Here is a 21,577-nt window from a genome sequence, read left to right on the forward strand (position 1 = left end):
CTACATTCCTTCCTCTTCAAAACGGGAAATGTCTTCATTTTTTCCGATAACAAGCAAAATGTCACCATGAAGAATTCTTTCATCAGCAGGAGGTGAAACGAGCATATCTTCGTTTCGCTGAATCCCTACTATATTGCAGCCGAACCTTCTCCGTATGTCCAACTCCATCAGCGTTTTGGAACAGACCTTTTGTGTGGCGGCCAGTTCTGCCATGCTGTGCACCTTAGACAGCTCTATATAATCGACCATCTTCTCTGAAATAATGTAGTGGGCGATTCTTTTTGCCATGTCTCTTTCAGGATGGATCACCCGATTTACTCCGATTTTGTCCAGTACGCGCTGATGGTATTCATTCTGCGCCTTAGCCCACACTTCTTTTATCCCCAGTTCCTTCAATAAAAGAGATGTCAGGATGCTTCCTTCGATATCATCTCCTAAAGAAACAAACGCATGGTCCACGTTCCGGACGCCGAGCTGCTTCAGCGCCTCTTCATCTATTGCATTTGCCTGAACGGAATGCGTCGCATATTCTGCGTACTGCTGAACTCTCACCAGATCCTTATCCACGGCCAGAACCTCTCTGCCAAGGGCATGAAATTCTTTCACAAGACTGCCGCCAAACCGGCCAAGTCCAAAGACTGCAAATTGTTTACTCATCCATGATGTCTCCCTAACTAAAGTAAAAAAACACACAAAAAAGCACAGAGGAATGCCCCTGTGCTTTACACAAGTTTCATCTGCCTCTTCAGAACGCTTACGGGGTTAGCTGTCGGGTTAGGGCCGGAAGTAGCCCTTTCTTTAAATAAGAATTCACCCCCAGTGCAGATGCACGTAAAAATTGGGTCCCCCGCTCCAAAAGGATTAAGCGATATCGGTAAGTAAAACGAGATTTTTTATCAATACGGATGTATCTTACTCCTGCTGAGATTGATAGTAAAGGTTCATATTCGCTGATTTTAAGTGATTTATTGCTTAATTACACTATTTATGAAGAATATCCTCTCTATCCTTACTGTACCTTTCATTCTCTTAGATTATGGACAAACTGCTGATTTAAGCTGCTCTCCGCTTTTTAGAACTCTTTATCAGTACATAAGCAGCAATTGCCGATGCGAAAAGGATCACCATTGGAATGATGTATGGCTGCGCATATTCCTTAATATGCATCCAGTTGCTCCCGAGCTGAATGCCGAGATACAGGAAAAGAATCGTCCACGGAATGATAGCGGCTACTGTATAAACGATAAATTTCCATGCAGGCATTTTGGCAATTCCGGCCGGGATTGAAATGGCATGCCGGACAACCGGAATAAACCTGGCTGAAAAGATCACTCCTGTGCCGTATTTTTCAAACCATTGTTCAGATAAGTCCAAATGCTTTTTTTGAATCAATAGGTATTTTCCGTACTTTTCAAGGATCGGGCGCCCCCCATAATAACCAAGCCAATATAAAAACAGCTGGGCGAAGGTACCTCCGATAACCCCTGCAACAACCGCGCCAAAAAATTCAATTCTGCCAAGGGAGATCAGGTATCCCCCGTATCCGAGCACAATTTCGCTCGGGATGATCTCAATCATCAACCCGATTGCAATGCCAAAGTAACCGAGGCCAGCCAGCATTTCCAGCAGACCAAAAATCATTTCTTTCATGTTCATGCTCCCTTAAAATTAAATTCTATTATTTACTATACGCCGCAGATGGACAGGTATTCAATCATTTTTCCAACAAATAGGGCCTGGCATATAGATGCCAGGCCCCCCTGTGTTTTGCTGTTTATACGCTCTTTGCTGCAGGCTCTTCCACTTGATAATTTCCGTTCTTTTTCTCTGATTCTGAAATGATGACAGCACATGCTGCATCTCCTGTAATATTGACAGCTGTTCTGGCCATATCCAGAAGACGGTCAATACCGAGAATTAAAGCGATCCCTTCCACTGGAAGGCTGACAGAGTTAAGAACAAGTGCAAGCATAATCAATCCTACTCCCGGCACACCTGCTGTTCCGATACTTGCCAGTACAGCCGTGAGAACGACAATCAGCATCTCGGTCAATGTAAGATTTTGAGAATAAACCTGTGCAATGAAGATCGTGGCGACCCCTTGCATAATGGCTGTCCCATCCATATTGATGGTCGCACCAAGCGGCTGAACAAACGAGCTGATCTGTTTCGGAACGCCGAGGTTTTTCTGAGCCGTTTCCATAGAGATCGGCAGTGTTGCATTACTTGATGAGGTACTGAAGCCCACTGTCATCGCAGGCGCAAACCCCTTAAAGAACCAGATCGGGCTCTTTTTTGCAAACAGCATAATGCTTCCTCCGTACGTCAGGAAAGCATGAACAACCAGTACGAGCAATACTACGATAAAGTATAAGCCCATCGCTTTTATGGCATCAAAGCCCTGGCTTCCAATGGCAGTAGCGATTAAACCAAACGTTCCGTATGGAGCGAACTTCATGACAAGACCAACTAGATACATCATCAATTCATTCCCCTGCTCAAGCACCTTCTTTACGGAAGCTGTTTTCTCACCGAGCATGGCAAGTCCAATACCTACAAAAACCGAGAATGCAATAATCTGAAGCATATCGCCATTCGCCATGGCCTCAATCGGATTTTTCGGGAAAATGTTCAGCAGTGTTTCAGAAACAGACGGAGCTTCTTTTGCTTCATAGCTGGCATCCGCTGTATTAAATTCCCCGGCTTTACCCGGTTGGATCACGGTTGCTGCTGTAAGTCCGAGAATAATGGCAATCGCTGTTGTTGAAAGGAAAAACAGAATCGTCTTTACCCCAATCCGTCCAAGCTTCTTCGGATCTCCCAGTCCGGCCACTCCAAGTGTAATAGAAAAGAAAACAATCGGTACAACGAGCATGTTGATTAAATTAAGGAAGATTTGGCCCAGAGGATTAAATAAATACGTGTTCAGGGTTTCGAACAGACTTGGAGATGTAACATTCAAGATAATTCCGACAATTGCACCTGCGACTAGACCAATAATAATTTTTGTAGCTAGTTTCATAGAATACCTCCCGTTATCAGAAAATTTTAATAATATGAAAGCTGCCTATTTTTTCCCTTATTCCCTCTTCCACAAACCAGCAAGACCGTACAAAAAGGCCACGGGAAGAGACTCCCGCGGCCAGTATGATCTAATCATAATTACTCCAGGTCTCTTCCGGCTTGCGAGGTTAGCTGTCGGATTCGGACGAAGAGATTTGTCCGCCTTTCTAACAAAAGGATTCACCCCTAGTGCTGTGCACAGTATGGTTCCCCCGCTCCCTTATGGGATTAAGCGCATGAATATCAGCTTGTCTGTTTATTATATACGAATAGTTTGTTATTTTGCAATTATTAATTTTTTCCTATTCTTAAATACCGGTCTGGTAAAAACTATAACTTATACAGGTCTAAAGCCGCAAAAAATACGTTTAATCCATTTTTTTCTAGGGTAAGGAAATTTTAGAAACATAACCTGATAGTGGAGAGTGAATTCGTTGAAGATAACGTTAAAAGTGACATCTCTGTTCCTCGTTTTATCGATCGCCCTATTTGGATGCGGAGCCGGAAGCAGCGAAAAAACATCTGAGTCTGAATCCTCCAAAGAGGCCGCTGCTGAAGAGAAGCCAGCTGAAAAAGCGGACACTGAAGAAGCGGCAGCAGAAGAAAATTCTTCTGAAACTGTGGAAGTCAGCACCGCCGAAGAGGAAGCACCTCCCGCAGAGGAAGAAATGGATGCAGAACAAGCACTTAAGAAATCCATGGAAGCATACGCACAAATAACAAGTTTCTCTTCTGAAATGGATATTCAGCAAATGATTGATGACGGCGAAACAAAAATAGATGTATCCGGCACGTTAAAATCCGAAAACAGCTATGAGCCGTTTATTATTCATAACAAGGATACGTATAACGGAAACGGCCAGACCATCAATTCTGAATACTATATTACTGAAGATGCTACCTACGCTTCCCAAAATGGGGCTGAGTGGACAAAGGAGCCGACACCAGGTGCTCTTATCCAGCCTAAACCGGAAGATCAGCTCAAGTCTCTTGTGGGAATAGCAGACTTGGTTGATTTTGAAGAAAATGAAGAAGGCTACGTCATCTCCATCTCAAGCACCGATCAAGAAGTCCTGGGCGCCTATAGCGACATGGTCACCGAAGCGGCAGCCGCTCTCGGTACAGACGGCAGCTCAGTAAAAGTCACCTCACTGGATATGAGCTATACCCTCGATAAAGAGACTTTCCTGCAGAAAACAGCGGACGTCACACTTGATATGACCGCTTCAATTGAAGGGCAGGAAGTGAAAATGAACCAAAGCATGAACGGTACCTTTGGGCAATATAATGAAATCAAAGATTTGGCTGTGCCGCAGGAGATTATGGATTCGGCTAAGTAATAGAAAGGCCCTCAACTTTATGAGGGCCTTTTCGTTTACTGAATCTCCCTTTTGCTTAAAATTTCTTTAACAAAGCGGTCTGTTATCTGCTGCGGCCTGGTTATCGCCCCGCCAACTACTACTGCATGCGCTCCATAGGTTACTGCTTTTGCAGCCATTTCCGGGGTAAGGACGTTGCCTTCTGCAATCACGGGAATGTTTACATTTGAAATAACTTCTTTTAAAAATTTAAAGTCCTCATCGTAGAGCATTTTGCCGCTCGTTTCATCCGTATAGCCATATAGAGTTGTTCCTACACAATCAAAGCCTAACTTCTCCGCCAGTTTGCATTCCTCTATTGTGGAGCAGTCTGCCATCCATTTTTGCTCCGGGAAAATACTTGTTAACTCTTCCATAAATTGTGATAGAGTAACTCCTTCTGGACGAAGCCGGGATGTAGCATCAAGCGCGATCAAGTCAGCTTCGACGTCAACAAGTTCTTGCACTTCTTTTAAAGTCGGTGTTATGTATACATCAGAATTGCTATACTCTGACTTAACAATTCCAATTACGGGCAAATTCACGTAATCTTTTATCGCTTTAATGTCTTCAGCTCCGTTGGCACGTATCGCTGCAGCTCCACCTCTCTTTGCAGCTTCTGCCATATGTTTCATTATCCCGGCTCCAAATAACGGCTCCCCCTCTAATGCTTGACAGGACACCACTAACCCATTTTTTATTTTATCCAGCATTTATAATCCTCCGAATCTCAGTTTCACTTGTATTCCACACTCAAACATTCTGTTCCAGGGAGCATACGTTTTGATTTGCTCAATTTTGACATCATTAAAACTGGAGCGGATAAAGCCAGTAAATCTTTCTTCCAAAAGGAGATCTCGTTTTATACTGATACGCTCAGCGTCTTTTTTTAAATCAAAATAGGTCAGATTGCTTTCATTTGAGAATCCCATCGTCATCTCTTGCCGGATTTCAGCCTGATAAAAAAAGTCATCTAGTAAATGATAAATGAGATTTTCTTTAATTGACTCGGTTTTTCTTCTATCCGCTAGTACACCTTGACAGATGGTTGTGCCTAGAGTATTGCAGTTTGTATTCCAGCCTTTATACGAAAGCAGTCTGTCGAGCACTTGGGCATCATCCAATAAAGCAATTAACTCTTTGTCCCCTCCATTAGCATAAGCGGAGTCCGCAACGATAACACCTTTACCTGCCTGCACAAAGTCCGTGATTTGTTCTGTAAACATAAGCATATTGCGGAAGCTGCTATAGGATATATCTTTTTGCACTTGTTCCCTTGACTCCTGCATCACCCGACCTGGAGTATTATAAGCAAGGATAAGATCGGCATCATCCGGGGAATTGGCCAAAGCGCAGCCAGAAGCAAGGATGTGCGCTTTCATGCTTTCCGCAAAAGGCCGGTCTTCATACAATGGAATGAGCTCTGGCCCGGCAGTGCTGCTCCATATAGGGTATATTTTGGGCCTTTGCTTTTTTATGCTGTTATAGACGCGAGTGAGCAATGTGGCACCAACTTCGTCTGCTCCGGGATAGATATGAACTCTGTTATAAAGCCGCAGATCTTCCCGCTTTTTTGAAACTTCCTTTTGATCAATAGCTGTATAGCCATATTCCGCACTGTCATCCTGTGGAAAAGCCAAGAAGGTTAAAACGCCCTCCTCAATCAGGTCAAGCATAAGCATATTGACTTTCAAATTGAACTCTCGCCTTTTCTCATAATCGTTTATATATTCGGCAGGGAGAACAGATGAAATTTTGAAAAGCTGGGCAGCTTCTGATTCCAGAAGGCCTGTACGGCTCTGTTTGTCCTGTAAAAAAGCACGCAAAAACAGTTCGCGTCCCCACTGCCCGTAGTAATCAGGTTCTTCATCACTGGAACTGTAACTTGGAGTCCGCATGATTAAGTTTGAAGCATAAATTGGCAGGTCCGGGTAGTTCGTTCTAATCGTTCGCAATCGATTTGCCAGGTTTAAGCTCGCTGCTTCTGTCAGATGATGCAAGCGGGAAGGAAGCAGACCGCCATAAAGGAGCATATCTATACTGAGGATAAGAGCCTCCGCAGTTGCCACGTTATCTTCAATCCATTTCCATAAACCATCTGCGTTTGCTGCCTCTTTCTTTCTTCCCAATCGTTTTTTATCCGGGCAAATCAGCTTAATGTGAGAAGAAGTTTGCGCAATTCTTTGAACGTATTCTATATTGCAAGGGCGTTCATCAATCGGTATATATAGAATTTTCATACTAAGATCCTCCTTTAATGAAAGATGCAGCAAACTTTAACTTCTCTTCTTCATGAATTGGAGATAGACCATGTCCGAATTCCGGATAGACTTTAATCTGCTTTTCCCCGGATAGATGATTATATAAAGCAAATCCGCTGGATGGCGGGCACACGTTGTCTTCAAGACCAATACCAATCATGACTGGAGAACCAATGCCTCCTGCAAGATTCATGCAATCTATATAGCTAAGAGTTTCATAAACGATTTTTTCTGTTTTGTGCAGAGGATCGTGCACTCTGAAATAATGCTGAATTTCTTGATATGGTCCTTCAGCTGCCAATTCAACAGACTTTCTGATATGGGAAAGAAAAGGGATATCTGCACAAGTAAACAAGATATCCTGCTGAAGGGCAGCAACAGCAATTGCAAGCGCTCCGCCCTGGCTTCCTCCTTCTAAAAATACTTTTGTGCTGCCTGATATTTCTTTGATGGCATCTATACTCCGGAAAGCATCCATGTAAACATAACTGTAATAATATTGGTCAGCATCTGAAATTCCTTGTGTCATCCATCCTGATGGTCCTCCATTGCTGTAAAAATTCAAATCAGGAGATTGGATACTCTGTCCCCTGACTTGAACCAGAAGTACAGGTATGCCTTGTACCGCATATTTAAAAGCATAATGGGCCTGAATGGTATTCCAATTGTACCCTGGGAAAATAACAGCAGCAGGCATTCCCGCTTCTCTCTTTAGAGGATGCACATATAATCCATATATCTTTGAATTTCGAAAACCGTCAAAATAAACCTCATATAAATTAATCCCCTCTACCCAGTAAGGACGCGGACTGATCTTTATATTGAGCGGCTGAGACCTGCTTTCTTTCACTCTGCCGTTCCAAAATAAATCAAAATCATCATTTTTAGTCTGTGATGGTTTATATTCCTCAAGTTCTTCGAATGGCATATCAAAAAGGCTCATAATTTCTCCCCGAAATCAGCGTTAAGATGCAGGAGAAGGCATTACTTATCCGCTGTAAGCGGAATGGATTAGCCACCTCATAAAAAAGAATAGACAGCAGACCTTCTCGGTACCGAAGCTCACATGCTAATTCACTAGCATCGCTTTATACTTTCCGGTTTAATTCCTTTATTTGATTTTCCTGCATGTTTTTAAATACAATATCGAGCAGGTAATATGCGGACACTTCACTTAGAGAGCTGCTGTTTCCCTCTATCTCTTCAGCGGCCGGGATAAGCAATTTTACATCTGAAGCCCTTGCTAAAGGAGAATCTTGCTGACCGGTAATGCCAATCGTTACAGCTCCCCTGCTCCTTGCGTTATCCATAATCCCCACTATGTCAGAAGAATACCCTGTGGTACATAATCCAATTACAACGGTCTCGGGTGTCAAGGCATAGGAAGACATTTCTCTTTCATAACTGCTCGAAAACGTATCAACTGCAATCCCAAGCTTCATCAGCTTAAACTTCAGCTGACTGGCGACCATTGACATTTCTCCCGTTCCGTATAGAAAAATTTGTTTTGCTGATAGCAGCTGGTTTGAAAATTTTTGAATATCCGCTAAATCATATAAGCTGTCGCATTTTTTAAGCATGTTCAAGTAAGAATGTTTTACATCCGTCAAGTACGATGGGTTTGCAGGTTCGTATATTCTGGTACTCACTGTTGCTTCTTTTGCCATAAGCCTTAGCTTGTTATACGATCCAAATTCAAGTTTTTGGCAAAACCTTGTAATTGTAGCCTCTGAAACATTAATTTGTCTGGACATTTCTGAAATCGTTTTATTCGGAACTGCTTCCAGGTTCAAAATAATAAAGTTTGCGATCATTTGCTCCCTTTTCGTTAATTTATGCATGTTTGATTCTATAATAGCCGTCATACTTTTAAGGGGCTGAAGTGATTCCTGCAGAAGAAAGTGGCGGAGTGCCCCTATCATGCCAGCATCATTTAAGTTTCTAGCAATCTCAATCTGCGTCTTATTCAGTATGGCCGGTATCAGATCTTTACCGAGCTGCTCCATGATCAGCGGATACAGATATTCCTTTTGGGCAGTGATCCCGCCACCGATGATGATCATTTCTGGATTCATCATATAAGCAACTGTTGCAATGCCTTTCGATAAGTAATAGACAAGACGGTTAATCTGGTCGATGCACACTTTATCTCCTGCTAATGCCAGATTAAAGATTTCCTTTCCGTCAATATCCTGTTCACTGATACCTTTTAACTTTGCAACGTTCTGAATCAAAATGCGTGTCGAAGCAAGTTCCTGCAGCTGGCTTCCCTCAATTGGAATGTAACCAATTTCTCCTCCGCTGAAGCTATGCCCTGTATGAAGCTTATTATCCAGGATATAACTCCCACCGATACCGGTGCCGATTGTCAGGCAAAATATACTTTTCGCATCTTTCCCAGTTCCGATCCACGATTCAGCCAGGCCCGCACAATTTACGTCGTTCTCTACTTCAACTGGCAATTGAAAAAAGTTCTCCAGTTCTTTTTTCAGTGGAATACCGGTGTATTCCGGTATGAGAGAGGAAGCATATAAAATACTTCCTTCCTTTGAATCCACTTGCCCCGCTGTGCTAATACAAATACCATTGATATCATGCTCGTCTGCAAGTTTTTTTCCATAGTCTTTTACTTTTTCAACAATAGCTGCACCACCGAGGTGAGCATCTGTTTCCACTTCATATTTTGCTGCAAATGTTCCGTCTTCCAGAAGGACACTATATTTAATTAACGTCCCGCCAATATCAAATGCTATAAATTTCCTCATCGGTTATCACCTTCTTTTCTATGGCAGGAGCGACTAGTCTTCACTATGCTCTCTTTTTTTTATGCGAATCGTTTTAACTTGTTTAGGCTTGAACGAAACGGCCGTAATTGAAGCCGCTTCATATGTTTTCAAGGTTTTGCCTAAAAAATCAACCTCCGTAATCAACTCAGGCTCAAATCCAAAATGAAGTTCCGTGGTGTTCACTTCAGATGAGGGATTAAACAGCCGGATATCAATTGAATCCTTTTCCTTTTGAATAAAGGATGAAAATACAATATTCGATGAAGTTTGCTTAAATAATCTATTTTCTTTTTTAAATGCACCCGATTGCTGAGTTAGTATAGGCTGACGCAGCCATTTGGCCTCGTTCAGTGAATGGTGCTGCTGTCCGAGAATCAGTCCATACTCGAATTCATACGTTCCAATGCATTGGGCTCCCGGAGTTTCAAAGCCCGGCCCTGCTCCGTTACCCCTTGTTCGAAGATCCCGTCTTGAGAGCCACCCGACACTTCGGACAGCTGTGAGAAACGCATAATCTTCTCCGTTCAACTGGTCAATTTCGTATTCCTGAAGTCCGCGCTGTATAAGCTGATGTTTATTTGCGATGACGGTAGAATAGGTTGGATACTGGTTCATAACTGCTTCCTTATTGTGAGGGGCATCCATGACCTTTTCCCGGAGTGTAGATCGTTCGATCAGATCGAAGGCAGTGTCAGCGAAGCTTCTATCCGTCTTTCCTGTAGCGAACCCGATTCGAAGCTTTTGATCTTTCGCCTGATTGTAAATCTTTGTGTGAAATGAAACGAGCCGTTTCTTTGTATACAGCTTGATGACCGCAGTCATTTTATTTAGGACTGTCTCTTCATTTGGACCTGTTCGATTCGCGTTTAAAGCGGCCGGAACTGCCATTTCATAATGAAGGGTGGCTGATTGTCCTGTCTTCCCCTTTTTTATATCGGTAACCGCAGTCAATGTTGACTGGCTTAATCGGTCATTTATAGGGGGGGAGTAATTGTATGTATCACCTGCATCCAATGTTGATATGAATACATGCTGATTTTCATACACTGTCCCGGTTTCCCGATCCGTGATAATTAGTCCGCCATCATTCCATTCAACTCTATAAAATTCATTTTCTATAAAATCTGATGCAGCATGTTCAATAACCTTTGTTTCTGAGGCTTCCATCTCAACCGTAATTCGTTTCGTTTCCACCCCTGCAAATGGGAGCATGAATTCCACATCATAGACGGCATACTGCGCGTAATGGGGCTCCGCAAGAATGTGTCTCAGGAACTCTTCCTTTCCTTCTCTGTTTATTACATCGAAAGGGATTTCTGTATCGAGGTGATACAGCTTAATCGCTCCTAAGTCAAGGGCAGCAGGAACTCTTAATTCCGTTCTTACCCTGTATACATCCTCTATCGGAGTATTATTGACAGCGTACAGATATCGCTTTTCGGTTTTCTCGTCCAAATATTCAAAAGGATATTCATCGTTAAGTGTATCCTTGGCAAATTGGCTGATCGCGCTCAGTACTTTCCTGGTCCTCGTTTCCATTTCTTCGTGGACTTCGTCAATGCTGCATCCGCAAATACTGTCATGGGGCTGATTCTGAAGGATCAGCTTCCAGACATAGTCGATAAAATGCCTCGAGTCTGTGCGTCCGTTTGTCCACGCATTTATTGCTTCCATCGTTCCTATCGCCGCATCCTCACACATTTGATTATGCTTCTTCAGGTAAGAACGAGTGGAGTAAACACCCGGGAGAATAAAAATCTTAGAGGAATCACGCTGTTCTCCCCATATTTTCCGTACAGGTTTTTTTCCCTCAAAAGCCTGTATATACTCAGACATAAGGGACTGCTTATAGGTAATACCAGGGAAGGTTTCATTCAACTTTTCCAATCGTTTATGTAAGTCGCTTGCGGTGAACGTATGATCCGCCCCATTCATAAACAAAGCTTTTCCAAAGGTCAAAAAGGGGTTGTTTTTTTCAAGATAGTCTCTTGCTTTATCCATGAAATCTTCGTGCTTTAAAAAGGTCTGGTAATAGCCGTCAAATAACGGAAGCACAAAAGTAAACACTTCACTTCCATCCGGTGCCTCCCACATTGTTTCGTATCGGTCCGAGACAGCACCGCGCCAAACTAGGGCTGTATCAATTCCGAACCCCTTAAAAATTTGCGGCATCTGACTTGCATGGCCGAACGTATCAGGCAAATATCCAATCTTCCATGATGAGCCCAGTTCTTTTGCTTTTTTTATGCCTGTCTCCAGATTCTTCACTATGGATTCACCTGATACTAAAAATTCGTCTGCCAAAAGATACCATGGTCCAACTTCTATTTTTCCTTTTTGAATCCATGCAGTGAACCGTGCATACTCTTCCTCGCTGACAATCTCCTGATAATCTTCCAGAACAATGGTTTGACCATCCAGAAAAAAAGATTCAATTCTTCCGGAAGAAAGCAGTTCATCCACATAACGCATACCATTCCTAAGCTTGTAGCGGAACTCTTCAAACGATTCATACCATTCCCGGTCCCAGTGAGTATGATTTAAGACATGAACTTCAGTTATAGATTTCATCGCTGCTCCTCCGCTATCCCCAGCCGCTGTTTTATGATTGCTCCGTCTAATTGATTAAGACATACTCCGTTCCGAACCGAGTAAGCACATGCAATTCCTGCCGCCTCTGCTACATCTCTTACTGTAGGCTGAATTCTTAGGGAGGCCTGCATTAAAAATGTACTGGAGATATGCCTTCCTGCGGCAATCAAATTGCAAATTTCATTTGTGATCAATGAACGATAGGGAATTTCATAATATTCTCCGCGTGAAAACTTTACTTCTTCCACCCGTTCGGCTGCCGTGCTGTGTACATCGATATACCAGTCGCCCCTTGCAATTCCATCAGGAAATCTGGCTTTCCGGACATAGTCTGTTTCCGTTAACACATATTGTCCGACAATTCGATAAGACTCCCGGATGCCAAGCTGAGACGCTTCCTTCACTAAGAATGCACGTTCAAATCCCGGGATGTAGTCCGGTAAAAACCGGGTTAACCTGTGAATCATTTCCCGGCCCTTTGTAACAGCCTGAGATCGGAGGATGGCGCTTGTTGTCTGATGGATACCCGGGATATGCGGACAATTAAACGACATGACCCCAGCTTTTCCAGGCTGGGTAAAGGCTTGAAAGTAACGCAGATCCTCTTCCAGCAAATCTCCGTTTTCCAATCCTTTTCGAAAGAAGGATTCCAGAACGTGCCCTTTACCCGGCACCATCGCAATTTCAAAGAAAGCTGGATTTTCGATTTTACAGAAAGCCTCACCTTTGGAGAGCAAAAAACTCCTCAAAGCTTCGATATCAATACCTGCCATCTCGAAACGGAAGGAAATTTGCTGGTTATTTCCGTTATCGTTGCCGGATTCAACCGGGATTCCTGCCATACGTGAAAGAAGCGCGTCCGCCGTTGCATCGATAAACGTTTTGCCCTGTACTGCGGCAAGACCCTCACAGGTGTTAATGATCAGGTGTGTAATTCTGCTGCCTTCTTTGATGCAGTCAACGATATTCGCATCATATAAAATGCTGCCTCCGCGCTCTGCGATGAGCTCCTCCAATACGAAACTCAACGATTCAGTATTGAACCAGCTGCATGCTGTCGTTCCATCATCCGTTTGAATGTTCTCCCTGCTTAATCTCTCAATAATTAATCGGTTTACCCGACTGCATTTCATATAAGTAGGCATCATCGGTGAGACCAGTGCATTTGTCTGAGTCCCGCCGAGAGAAATTGTTTTTTCAACCACAACCGTCTGCAGACCTTCCTCCAGCGAAGCTATGGCAGCCGCTGCACCTGCAGTTCCGCCGCCTGCTACGACACAGTCAGCTTTATAAAGAATGGGCAGGTTCCGTCCAAAAAAAGATAGTGTGTCCATCCGTTCTGCCTCCTGATATCGATTCTTATCCTTTGACCGCACCATCTGTAGCACCCGATATGAAATACTTTTGGAGCCAAATGAAAATCAGCAAAGTCGGGATTGTCGTCAGAATTGACGCTGCACTGACAAGCTTTAAGTTAGACCCATCAAAGTTCTGAGACAGCTGAGCCAGCCCTATAGAAAGTGTATACATGCTGCTTTCCGTCGAATTGATCAGCGGCCATAAATAATCGCCCCATGTTCCCATAAATGTAAAGATTGCAAGGGTCACGAGGGTCGGTTTTACTAGCGGCATGGCTACCATGTACCAGACTTTAAATTTGTTCGCACCATCCAAATAAGCAGACTCTTCAAGCTCCTTTGGGATTCTTAAGTATGCTTGGCGCATCAGGAAAATCCCGAATGCCGTAGATACTTGCATAACAACTAAACCTATATGTGTATTACGCAATCCAAGCTCTCCCGCCAGTTGAAAAAGAGGAGCCATATACAGCTGGAAAGGAACCATCATTGTAGAAATAATTAAAGCGAGCACAACACTGCGTCCTCTAAAGTCCATCCGTGCCAGCGGATAGGCGGCTAGACTGCAAAACAGCAGGTTTAAGGGAATTGCAATTGCTGTAACTACAACTGTATTCAAAAAATATGTACCGAAATTGGCTTTTTCAAAGGCCGTTAGAAAATTTCCCAACGTTGGATCGGCAGGAAGAATATTTTCATAGATGCCTTCACTTGGTGACTTGGCAGCAATGAACAGCGTAATAAGAAAAGGGCCTACCGTTATAAGGGTAATGAAAAGCATTACCGCATAAGCGCCAATTTTTTCACTGAAGCGTCTCTTTTCCATCATATCTCTCCTTCTCTTTATGCTCTTAAATCATCTTCTCGCTTGCTTGTCAGTTTCATTTGCAAGAGAGATGCTGCAATGGCGAGCAACAGCAGAATAAGACCTGCTGCGGAAGCAATGCTTACATCCAGACTTTTAAACTTGTCATAAATATACATAACCAGCGTAGTTGTCGCACCTGATGGTCCGCCGTTTGTTGTGAGCGCGATCTCTTCAAACACCTTCATACCTGCAATAATCGTCATAACAGAAACGAGTGTGACAGAAGGTACCAGCATAGGAACCGTAATATGCCGGAACTGTTGAAAGAGCGATGCCCCATCAATGCTTGCTGATTCATAGACATCCTTTGGAATCGATTGCAGACCTGCTAAATAAATGATCATGTAATAACCAAGGCCCTTCCAAACTGTAATTGCAGCTACAGCTGCAAGAGCTGTAGAAGATTGAACTAACAGGTTGGTTGGAGAATCAAACACTCCAAGTGAAACAAGAAATTTTGAAATCAATCCGCTTTGAGAGTACAGCATTTTCCACATAAGGGCTGCTACGACCATTGGTGTAATGACCGGCAGGTAGTATAAGATCCGGAATATACCGACTCCCTTAATCTTTTGATTTACAAGGACGGCAAGAACCATCGGAAGGAATATATTCATAGGGAGAACAATGGCCAGAAATACGAGCGTATTTATGAGGGCCAGCCAGAAGTTATCGTCGGTGAAAATCTCCTTGAAATTTTCCAGTCCAACAAACTCTCCAGTATCTGCAATGATTTTGTAATCCAGGAAACTCCATTTAAAAGCTTCCAGAATCGGAAGAACCAGAAAAATCCCGAGAATCAAAATGGCAGGAAGCAAAAATAGCCATGGTGTCAGCAGTTTCATTCCCCAGCGTCTTTTCTTTCTGGGGACGGGTTCTGCTTTAGTTTGGATGTTTTGAAGAATAGCAGGTTCTTTGTTCATTTTAGGATCCCCTTTCAAAAAATGAAGACTAGCCTTTAAGAATACAAAGCTAGTCTTTTGTTCAACACATTTAGAAGGTTACTTTCTCACCGGATTTCTCAAAGGCTTTATTCCATTCAGAAGCGAGTTCCTTCACAGCCACCTCCGGTTTCAGCTTGCCTTGAAGGTTCTTAACAAAGATGTTTTTCGTCGCTGCACGTAGATCTGCACTGTTTTCCGTTGGCGGAATCAGAACTTTAGCACGGCTTAACGATTCTGAGGCCTGAAGCATACCAAGTGCTTTCGGTGAGTCTCCCGGATTTTTGAAGTAATTATCCTCAAGAGATTCCTTAGTTGCCGGAAGAACGGTGCCTGCTGTCTTCGCAAATTCCAGTTGATTCTCTGGGTTCGCTACATATTCAGCCAGCTCGACCGCTGCTTCTTTGTTTTTTGTTTTAGCCGGAACGGCAAAGTTCATGACCGCAACGTTTACAGGAGCTTCACCGGATTCAAGCGGCTGCCCTGCTTTAGACCCTTTATATACATCTGGAGCACCGGATTCAACCGGTCCAAGGAACGTCACTCCTCCTTCAAGGAAAGATGCATTCCCTGCCATGTACAGCTGCTGTCCTGTATTAAGGGAACCTTCTGCGGCTTCCTGCGGAATTAAGCCTTCTTTATACATTTTTTGAGTAAGAGTGAAAAATTCAAGTATCTCCTGGTTCTCTTCAAATGAAGCCTTGCCGTCTTTAACAATTGGCTCACCGTTTGCAAGGGATACCATTTTTTCCATAATCGTATTCCCATCATTTACGACTGGATAGTAAGATGGTTTTCCTGTTGCTTTCGTTACAGCCTTAGCAGTGTCATAGATTCCTTGTGTATCTTTAGGCAATTCTTTTATGCCTGCTTTATCGAATTGACTGCCATTGTACCAGGAGACAGTGGTTGTTAAGTACCAAGGCAGCGCATATAACTTCTCGTCATACATCCCTGATTCATACGGTCCTTCAACAAACGACTTCTTTGTTTCATCGCTGACCATATCTGTCAAATCAAGAAGGCCCCCTTGAGCTGCAATGTTCGACATGTAATGAGGATTCAGGTTTACAACATCTGGAACATCTCCACCTGTCAGGGAAGTCAGCACTTTTTGTTCCATTTCATTCTGAGGGATATCTTCAATCACCAAATCCAGTTTAGGATGAAGCTTTTCAAAGTTTGTTTCGAGTTTCTTAAAATATGTATCGAAAGGCTCTCCTTTTAATGATGCTGTCCAAAGAGTTACCTTCCCGGATAATTCTTCAGACTTGGAACCAGATCCTGAAGCCTCTTCCTTCCCGCTGCAAGCTGCCAAGCTTAGTGAAAGTGCTGCTGCAATAGAACCTGCTGCAACCTTTTTTGTCCATCTACCCATAACTCCTACTCCCCCTCAATCACATTTTGAAAGCGTTTCCTTTTCTTTACTTAAGTTCATCATACAAGGGCTGTAAATAATTTTCAATCCTTTTGTAAAATTATTTCACAAGTTATTTTTATTTTGAAAATTAATTTCTAAAACAGTTTTAGTGAGAATAGCCATTTAGATTTTGATCCCTAATTAAGAACCATTGCGCGTTCAAAAAAATGGCTGGCTTTAGAAATCTCTTAGATTGAGAGATGTAAAGCCAGCCCTGTTTACTCTTTTTTATAAATTCTGATGCTTTATTGCATATTCCACCCAGCCAGAAGCTTCCTCAGCCTGTTCTTTCATCCTTTCTCCTGCAAAAGGATTTATTTTATCTTTTTCAATGAGTGAAGATGTATAGTCAACAAACGAATCAAATGCCTGGGAGCTTTTATGGGGATTTGTTTGTACTGCGAGTCTCATGATCCGGATCCCCTGCTTCAAATGATCCGCTTCTTTTTTACTTACAGCCCCTTGCTTTAAGTAAATGGACGTAAGTTGTTTGTCCATTTTTTTCAAGACGGTATATGCAGCCAAAATAGGTTCTTCCCCTGGATTTACAGCTTTTTCGCGCCAAGGACCTTTACCAAGAGCGTCTACAGACGGAGCGCTTGCCTGTCCGAATGCAAACATGTTGACACCAGAAGTTCCAAATTTGGCGGACATGACATCATCTACGCTTGCCATCTCGCTTAAGTGATGATAAAACGAATAAATTCCCGTGTAATACATTGTCCCATCAGGCATTAGTTTTTTGCTGTCCTGGACCGTTTTTTGAATGCTGTTGAAATCATGTCCGTATGCCTGTGGAATCACTCCGTCGATATCATTCTTCCAATCGCTTATAAGAGCCGCTTCTGGTCCAGGCTCTGGTGTTGCTGTCATCATAAATTTGGGATTCAACTGCTTCGACTGATCATGTAAGCTTTCTACAAACTCATTCTCTTTGGCCTGAAGCCATTTTGTCCATTGCTCCCATTGTTCCGGATCCATTTTTGGATCGAGCGTATATGGATCGATTCCGGATTCGTTTTGATACATTTTTCGAACCTCGGTACTGAATCCGTAACTTTTTTCAAAAGAGTGATGAGGATACCTCATATAGTCAATGTTAAGCCCTTTAATATCATAATTGGTCTGCATCTCTTTATAGATGTTAAGCATAAACTGCTGGACTTCAGGCTGAGCAATATCCAGCCAGTAGTATTTACTTGATGAATCAGGAGCAGGTTTCCCCGTTACATTATCCCTCTGAATGGCTGCCCAATCTGGATATTCAGCAAATTGGGAAGGTGTCCCTAAACTGCTTTCGCCAACCATAAAGCCGTCTGTCCATGCCTGAATCGAGAGACCTCGTTTTTTTCCTTCTTTCACGTAGGCTTTCAGCAAGTCTTTTCCGTACTGAGCGTAATCAGCATTTTGGAATCTCGGATGCTGTGCAGGCAAACCATACAACTCCATTGTTTTACTTGGATAAATCGTATATCCATGAAAGGTTGTTTCCAAATACACGGAGTTAAAGCCCGCTTTCTCCATCCGATCCAATACCTGTTTGACTCCCTCTAGCGTTGTCTCTTCGGGCCGGTACCAAATCGCACGCTGTTCAGCTGTATGCGAAGGGAGAGAATAGTAGTATGCGTCATAAGCAGCCTGGGTCGCCTGGCGGGTAAAATCAAGCGCTGCAGCAGGATTTGTTTCCGCTTTTGCTTTTGCAACAAGTTCCTGTCCTAATTGGAGGGCTAGCTCTGCATTTGGCAGATCCGCATCAATAAATTCTGCTTTTGCTTTAGCAACTGAAGCTTTTGCCTGATTAATCGCCTGTTCACTCTGGAAAGCAAAACTGTCTACATCCTGCGTTATTTTTACTAACCCATTCACATCGACAGATACTTTTGCCCCGATGATCGAATTAGCAGAAATCCACTGTGAAGCAATGCCGTGTCCGCTTACAACAAACCCATTCTTCGGTATCTTTGAACCTCCGCCGCCAAGCTTCGTCACAAATCCATTTTCTACCGTAATTTCGTATCCGTACTGATTGGTCTTCGTTGAATCACCAAATGCAGGGGTGTAAACAATTAATTGGTCAGGGCCCCGAAATCCATCAAAAGGAGCGCCTGCGGGATTAGAAATACGGGTTGGATCAACAGCAGCCGCGGTTTTCTCCTGAGATTTTTCTACTGGTTCATAAAACTTGATGGTCTCCCCTATGCTTAACTGAGATATAAATTTTGAAGCTTCAGCAGATGGAGCAGTTCCCGTTGAAAGGACTAATCCACTTTCCGGAATGGCACTGTCCCCATCAGTTTGCCTGACTACTTTGTACTCATTCAGGCCGGTTTTTTCTAATATTGCTTCTTTGCTTCCTTTTCTCGTTTCAGTGTAGTAGCTGAAAGCATCATTGAACACGATAAGCTTATTGTCATTAGCCAGCTGGTTAACACCACTAATCGCCATCCGATCCCCCGATTGATCCTCAACTGTCATGACATTTACCGGCCGATTGGACAAGGCGTTAGCTGCATTTCCCGTTAACCCAAGGGAGGATAATACAAGACTTGAAACAAGGACAGAACCGGTTATGACTCTCGTTTTTTTGTTCATTCTTTGTTCTCCTTTTCGGTTAGTAGCGCAAATATCTCAGAGGAACAGAGCGGTTCGTGATAGCGCTTTCAATATCTAATACTAAATGTCTTCCCGAGAACAAACAAGCTGATTTTAAAAAAATTTCATTTTTAAGTAAATTATAGAAAATTATTTTCATATTCTTATCTTTAATAAAAAGATAAAAAAACCAGCCGGCAATCTTACTCCGGCTGGTTTTATCTATTACGGCCTTAAGCGCTCATCTGCTGCTTTCTTGCCTTGCTTCTCATCATCTTCATCCATCATTCCGCGGGTGGCATTTTTGAATTCACGAAGTGTTCTCCCTGCTGCTTTTCCCAGTTCCGGAAGCTTTTTGGGCCCGAACAGCAGCAGTGCGACGACCAATATGAGTAAAATTTCCCCAAACCCTAAACTGCCCATTTCATAAAACCCCTTTGTCTAACAGTCTCTTATCTAAATTATAGGGCATGTGACCATTTATTCCAAGCGAATTCTTTGAAATATCTGACTTCCATTCACTCGGGGGAAATCCAATTTGCACCGTTGACGGATGGGGGAAAATCATTTATTATATGCAGGAATCGCAATTGAATATTATAAATCCTCACTACATATCTCAGTGAGGTAGAGGTTGCACCGATGATCAGTATCCTGTTTGAAGCTGTTGGAGCTTGTGAAGACTGGAGAAAGGAAGAGGTGCCGAAGCTTGGACGGAACCAACTGCTGTCCTGCTGGGCCTGTACTGAATAAGTCCAGGACTGCCGCTGTATTCATATGGCGGAGCGCTATCAGGAGATAGGTTGAGGCGACTATGTTGATTAAACACATGGCCAGGCCATGTGTTTTTATTTTGTCATTCTCTCATCCTTCCTCCAAAAACAATAGGAGGATTACACGTATGGAACAAAAAAAATGGGGCTTCTGGCTCCTGTCTGCTTTTGTGATCGGCAACATGGTCGGATCCGGTATTTTTATGCTGCCAAGCACACTCGCTCAAATGGCAAGTCCGATGGGAGTCGCTTCCGCTTGGCTTGTTACCGGGCTGGGCGTACTGATGATCGCCTTTGTATTTGGAAATCTTTCCATCCGCAAGCCGCATTTAACCGGAGGCCCGCAAAGCTATGCGAAGGATATGTTCCGGTCGGAAAAGTCCGGGAAGATAGCAGGCTTCAGCATGGTCTGGGGGTACTGGGTAGCCAACTGGATCAGCAACGTGGCCATCATTACAAGTTTTGCCGGTTATCTATCCGCTTTCCTTCCAGTTATGAAGGATCCGGCTGTTCTTTTCACGATTGGTTCCCAGGATATCGAAAAAGGGCGGCTGATTACATTTATCGTCTGTACCATACTATTATGGGGCACTCATACCATTCTTGTTAACAATTTAAACGCAGCCGGCCGTCTGAACTTTGCGGCTACTGCTTCAAAAGTCATCGGATTTATGCTCTTTATCGGGGCTGCACTGTTCGCTTTTCAGGGGATCAGCACAGGCGAATGGTATTTCGCAGTCGAATCTGATGCAGGGGTATCTCAAGGGCTGTTCAAGCAGGTTCAGCTCGCAGCTGTTTCCACACTGTGGGCATTCGTGGGAATTGAATCGGCTGTCATTTTATCAGGACGGGCCAAATCACAGTCTGATGTCAAAAAGGCCACCATCTTCGGATTATTTGTAGCACTGGCCATTTATATGATTACGACTCTTTTAACAATGGGCGTCATTCCAAGAGAGGAACTTATGCAATCGGATAAACCGTTTGTAGATGTTCTCGCCATCTTCCTGGGAGAGGGCGGCGGGACAGCGATGGCTGTACTTGCTCTCGTCTCCTTATTCGGATCAACACTTGGCTGGATTCTGATGAGCTCCGAGGTTGCCTACCAGGCTGCTAAATCCGGCATTTTCCCTAAATCTTTTGGGAAAAACAATAAAAAGGGAAGCCCGGTATTCTCTCTGACAGTAACGAACATCATGTCCCAGCTGTTCATTTTTTCCGTGATTTCCGGCACGATCAGTGAGGCTTACACGTTCCTCACAACCTCTGCAACCCTTGCTTATTTAATTCCTTATCTCGTTTCGTCTGTTTATTATTTGAAACTGGTGATCAAAGGAGAAACATTCAATGAAATAAAAGGTTCCAGAGTACGGGAAGGGATCATTGCCTCTCTTGCTCTTCTATACAGCGTGTATGTTATTGTTTCAGGTACCTCTGATTTGAAAACCTTCTTCCTCGGAATCGGGTTGTTCCTGATCGGATTTGCGATTTATCCGCTTCTGAACAGGAAAGGAAGCAGGGCACAAGAAACGGTTAATGAATAGAACGAAAAAAGCGTCCGAAGC

At 43.3% G+C, this 21,577-nt stretch carries 16 protein-coding genes and 3 riboswitches; of the genes, 2 read left to right on the forward strand and 14 right to left on the reverse strand.

Going from position 1 to position 21,577, the window contains the following annotated elements; all coding sequences use genetic code 11:
• The 3 genes from GKZ89_RS10915 to GKZ89_RS10925 all read right to left on the reverse strand — a co-directional run bounded on the left by GKZ89_RS10915 (nucleotide 1) and on the right by GKZ89_RS10925 (nucleotide 3,022).
• Entirely contained in the window at nucleotides 1-657 is a 657-nt protein-coding gene (locus GKZ89_RS10915; protein ID WP_155112435.1) for a potassium channel family protein, read from the reverse strand.
• A gap of 79 nt (nucleotides 658-736) precedes the next feature.
• Nucleotides 737-878: riboswitch (cyclic di-AMP (ydaO/yuaA leader) on the reverse strand.
• Nucleotides 879-1,053: 175 nt separating this feature from the next.
• Entirely contained in the window at nucleotides 1,054-1,650 is a 597-nt protein-coding gene (gene uptA / locus GKZ89_RS10920; protein ID WP_155112436.1) for an undecaprenyl phosphate transporter UptA, read from the reverse strand.
• A 124-nt stretch (nucleotides 1,651-1,774) separates the two neighbouring features.
• A complete protein-coding gene (locus GKZ89_RS10925; protein WP_155112437.1) occupies nucleotides 1,775-3,022 on the reverse strand; it encodes a dicarboxylate/amino acid:cation symporter in 1,248 nt (415 codons plus the stop codon).
• A 144-nt stretch (nucleotides 3,023-3,166) separates the two neighbouring features.
• Nucleotides 3,167-3,308: riboswitch (cyclic di-AMP (ydaO/yuaA leader) on the reverse strand.
• Nucleotides 3,309-3,497: 189 nt separating this feature from the next.
• Between GKZ89_RS10925 and GKZ89_RS10930 the strand changes: the two genes are divergently transcribed.
• Nucleotides 3,498-4,403: a DUF6612 family protein gene (locus tag GKZ89_RS10930; protein ID WP_155112438.1), complete on the forward strand. Its 906-nt coding sequence runs from the start codon at nucleotides 3,498-3,500 to the stop codon at nucleotides 4,401-4,403.
• A 35-nt stretch (nucleotides 4,404-4,438) separates the two neighbouring features.
• Here the strand turns inward: GKZ89_RS10930 and GKZ89_RS10935 are convergent, their stop codons facing one another.
• From GKZ89_RS10935 to GKZ89_RS10985, 11 genes are all read right to left on the reverse strand, one after another.
• Entirely contained in the window at nucleotides 4,439-5,134 is a 696-nt protein-coding gene (locus tag GKZ89_RS10935) for an N-acetylmannosamine-6-phosphate 2-epimerase (protein WP_155112439.1), read from the reverse strand.
• The gene (locus GKZ89_RS10940) at nucleotides 5,135-6,661 is read right to left on the reverse strand and encodes a DUF4127 family protein (protein ID WP_155112440.1); all 1,527 of its coding nucleotides are present in this window, start codon (nucleotides 6,659-6,661) and stop codon (nucleotides 5,135-5,137) included.
• A gap of 1 nt (nucleotide 6,662) precedes the next feature.
• A complete protein-coding gene (locus GKZ89_RS10945) occupies nucleotides 6,663-7,625 on the reverse strand; it encodes an acetylxylan esterase (RefSeq protein WP_155112441.1) in 963 nt (320 codons plus the stop codon).
• Nucleotides 7,626-7,770: 145 nt separating this feature from the next.
• Entirely contained in the window at nucleotides 7,771-9,447 is a 1,677-nt protein-coding gene (locus tag GKZ89_RS10950) for an ROK family protein (RefSeq protein ID WP_155112442.1), read from the reverse strand.
• Between the two features lie 33 nt (nucleotides 9,448-9,480).
• Entirely contained in the window at nucleotides 9,481-12,039 is a 2,559-nt protein-coding gene (locus GKZ89_RS10955; protein ID WP_155112443.1) for a glycoside hydrolase family 38 N-terminal domain-containing protein, read from the reverse strand.
• Entirely contained in the window at nucleotides 12,036-13,394 is a 1,359-nt protein-coding gene (locus GKZ89_RS10960) for an FAD-dependent oxidoreductase (protein ID WP_155112444.1), read from the reverse strand. Before GKZ89_RS10960 ends, GKZ89_RS10955 begins: the two co-directional genes overlap by 4 nt.
• Nucleotides 13,395-13,419: 25 nt before the next feature.
• The gene (locus tag GKZ89_RS10965; protein WP_155112445.1) at nucleotides 13,420-14,244 is read right to left on the reverse strand and encodes a carbohydrate ABC transporter permease; all 825 of its coding nucleotides are present in this window, start codon (nucleotides 14,242-14,244) and stop codon (nucleotides 13,420-13,422) included.
• 17 nt (nucleotides 14,245-14,261) lie between these two features.
• Nucleotides 14,262-15,209, reverse strand: a complete 948-nt coding sequence (locus GKZ89_RS10970; protein WP_155112446.1) for a carbohydrate ABC transporter permease — start codon at nucleotides 15,207-15,209, stop codon at nucleotides 14,262-14,264.
• Between the two features lie 70 nt (nucleotides 15,210-15,279).
• The gene (locus GKZ89_RS10975) at nucleotides 15,280-16,605 is read right to left on the reverse strand and encodes an ABC transporter substrate-binding protein (protein ID WP_155112447.1); all 1,326 of its coding nucleotides are present in this window, start codon (nucleotides 16,603-16,605) and stop codon (nucleotides 15,280-15,282) included.
• Nucleotides 16,606-16,875: 270 nt separating this feature from the next.
• Nucleotides 16,876-19,239, reverse strand: coding sequence for a glycoside hydrolase family 10-like protein (locus GKZ89_RS10980; protein WP_155112448.1), 2,364 nt, complete (start codon nucleotides 19,237-19,239; stop codon nucleotides 16,876-16,878).
• Between the two features lie 225 nt (nucleotides 19,240-19,464).
• Nucleotides 19,465-19,662, reverse strand: coding sequence for a twin-arginine translocase TatA/TatE family subunit (locus GKZ89_RS10985; protein ID WP_155112449.1), 198 nt, complete (start codon nucleotides 19,660-19,662; stop codon nucleotides 19,465-19,467).
• A gap of 197 nt (nucleotides 19,663-19,859) precedes the next feature.
• A riboswitch (Lysine riboswitch) is annotated at nucleotides 19,860-20,038 on the forward strand.
• A gap of 102 nt (nucleotides 20,039-20,140) precedes the next feature.
• On the opposite strand from GKZ89_RS10985, the gene GKZ89_RS10990 reads away from it, so the two are divergent.
• Nucleotides 20,141-21,556 carry an amino acid permease gene (locus tag GKZ89_RS10990; protein WP_155112450.1) on the forward strand — a complete coding sequence of 472 codons (1,416 nt, stop codon included), beginning with the start codon at nucleotides 20,141-20,143 and terminating at the stop codon, nucleotides 21,554-21,556.
• The last annotated feature ends 21 nt before the right edge of the window (nucleotides 21,557-21,577 follow it).

It is taken from the genome of Metabacillus mangrovi (genome assembly GCF_009711125.1).
GTDB lineage: Bacteria > Bacillota > Bacilli > Bacillales > Bacillaceae > Metabacillus_B > Metabacillus_B mangrovi.

Excerpts from the sequence above, each read along its gene's own strand:
- GKZ89_RS10915 (WP_155112435.1), bottom strand. The coding sequence starts at position 657 with ATGAGTAAACAATTTGCAGTCTTTGGACTTGGCCGGTTTGGCGGCAGT.
- uptA (WP_155112436.1), bottom strand. The coding sequence starts at position 1,650 with ATGAAAGAAATGATTTTTGGTCTGCTGGAAATGCTGGCTGGCCTCGGT.
- GKZ89_RS10925 (WP_155112437.1), bottom strand. The coding sequence starts at position 3,022 with ATGAAACTAGCTACAAAAATTATTATTGGTCTAGTCGCAGGTGCAATT.
- GKZ89_RS10935 (WP_155112439.1), bottom strand. The coding sequence starts at position 5,134 with ATGCTGGATAAAATAAAAAATGGGTTAGTGGTGTCCTGTCAAGCATTA.
- GKZ89_RS10940 (WP_155112440.1), bottom strand. The coding sequence starts at position 6,661 with ATGAAAATTCTATATATACCGATTGATGAACGCCCTTGCAATATAGAA.
- GKZ89_RS10945 (WP_155112441.1), bottom strand. The coding sequence starts at position 7,625 with ATGAGCCTTTTTGATATGCCATTCGAAGAACTTGAGGAATATAAACCA.
- GKZ89_RS10950 (WP_155112442.1), bottom strand. The coding sequence starts at position 9,447 with ATGAGGAAATTTATAGCATTTGATATTGGCGGGACGTTAATTAAATAT.
- GKZ89_RS10955 (WP_155112443.1), bottom strand. The coding sequence starts at position 12,039 with ATGAAATCTATAACTGAAGTTCATGTCTTAAATCATACTCACTGGGAC.
- GKZ89_RS10960 (WP_155112444.1), bottom strand. The coding sequence starts at position 13,394 with ATGGACACACTATCTTTTTTTGGACGGAACCTGCCCATTCTTTATAAA.
- GKZ89_RS10965 (WP_155112445.1), bottom strand. The coding sequence starts at position 14,244 with ATGGAAAAGAGACGCTTCAGTGAAAAAATTGGCGCTTATGCGGTAATG.
- GKZ89_RS10970 (WP_155112446.1), bottom strand. The coding sequence starts at position 15,209 with ATGAACAAAGAACCTGCTATTCTTCAAAACATCCAAACTAAAGCAGAA.
- GKZ89_RS10975 (WP_155112447.1), bottom strand. The coding sequence starts at position 16,605 with ATGGGTAGATGGACAAAAAAGGTTGCAGCAGGTTCTATTGCAGCAGCA.
- GKZ89_RS10980 (WP_155112448.1), bottom strand. The coding sequence starts at position 19,239 with ATGAACAAAAAAACGAGAGTCATAACCGGTTCTGTCCTTGTTTCAAGT.
- GKZ89_RS10985 (WP_155112449.1), bottom strand. The coding sequence starts at position 19,662 with ATGGGCAGTTTAGGGTTTGGGGAAATTTTACTCATATTGGTCGTCGCA.
- GKZ89_RS10990 (WP_155112450.1), top strand. The coding sequence starts at position 20,141 with ATGGAACAAAAAAAATGGGGCTTCTGGCTCCTGTCTGCTTTTGTGATC.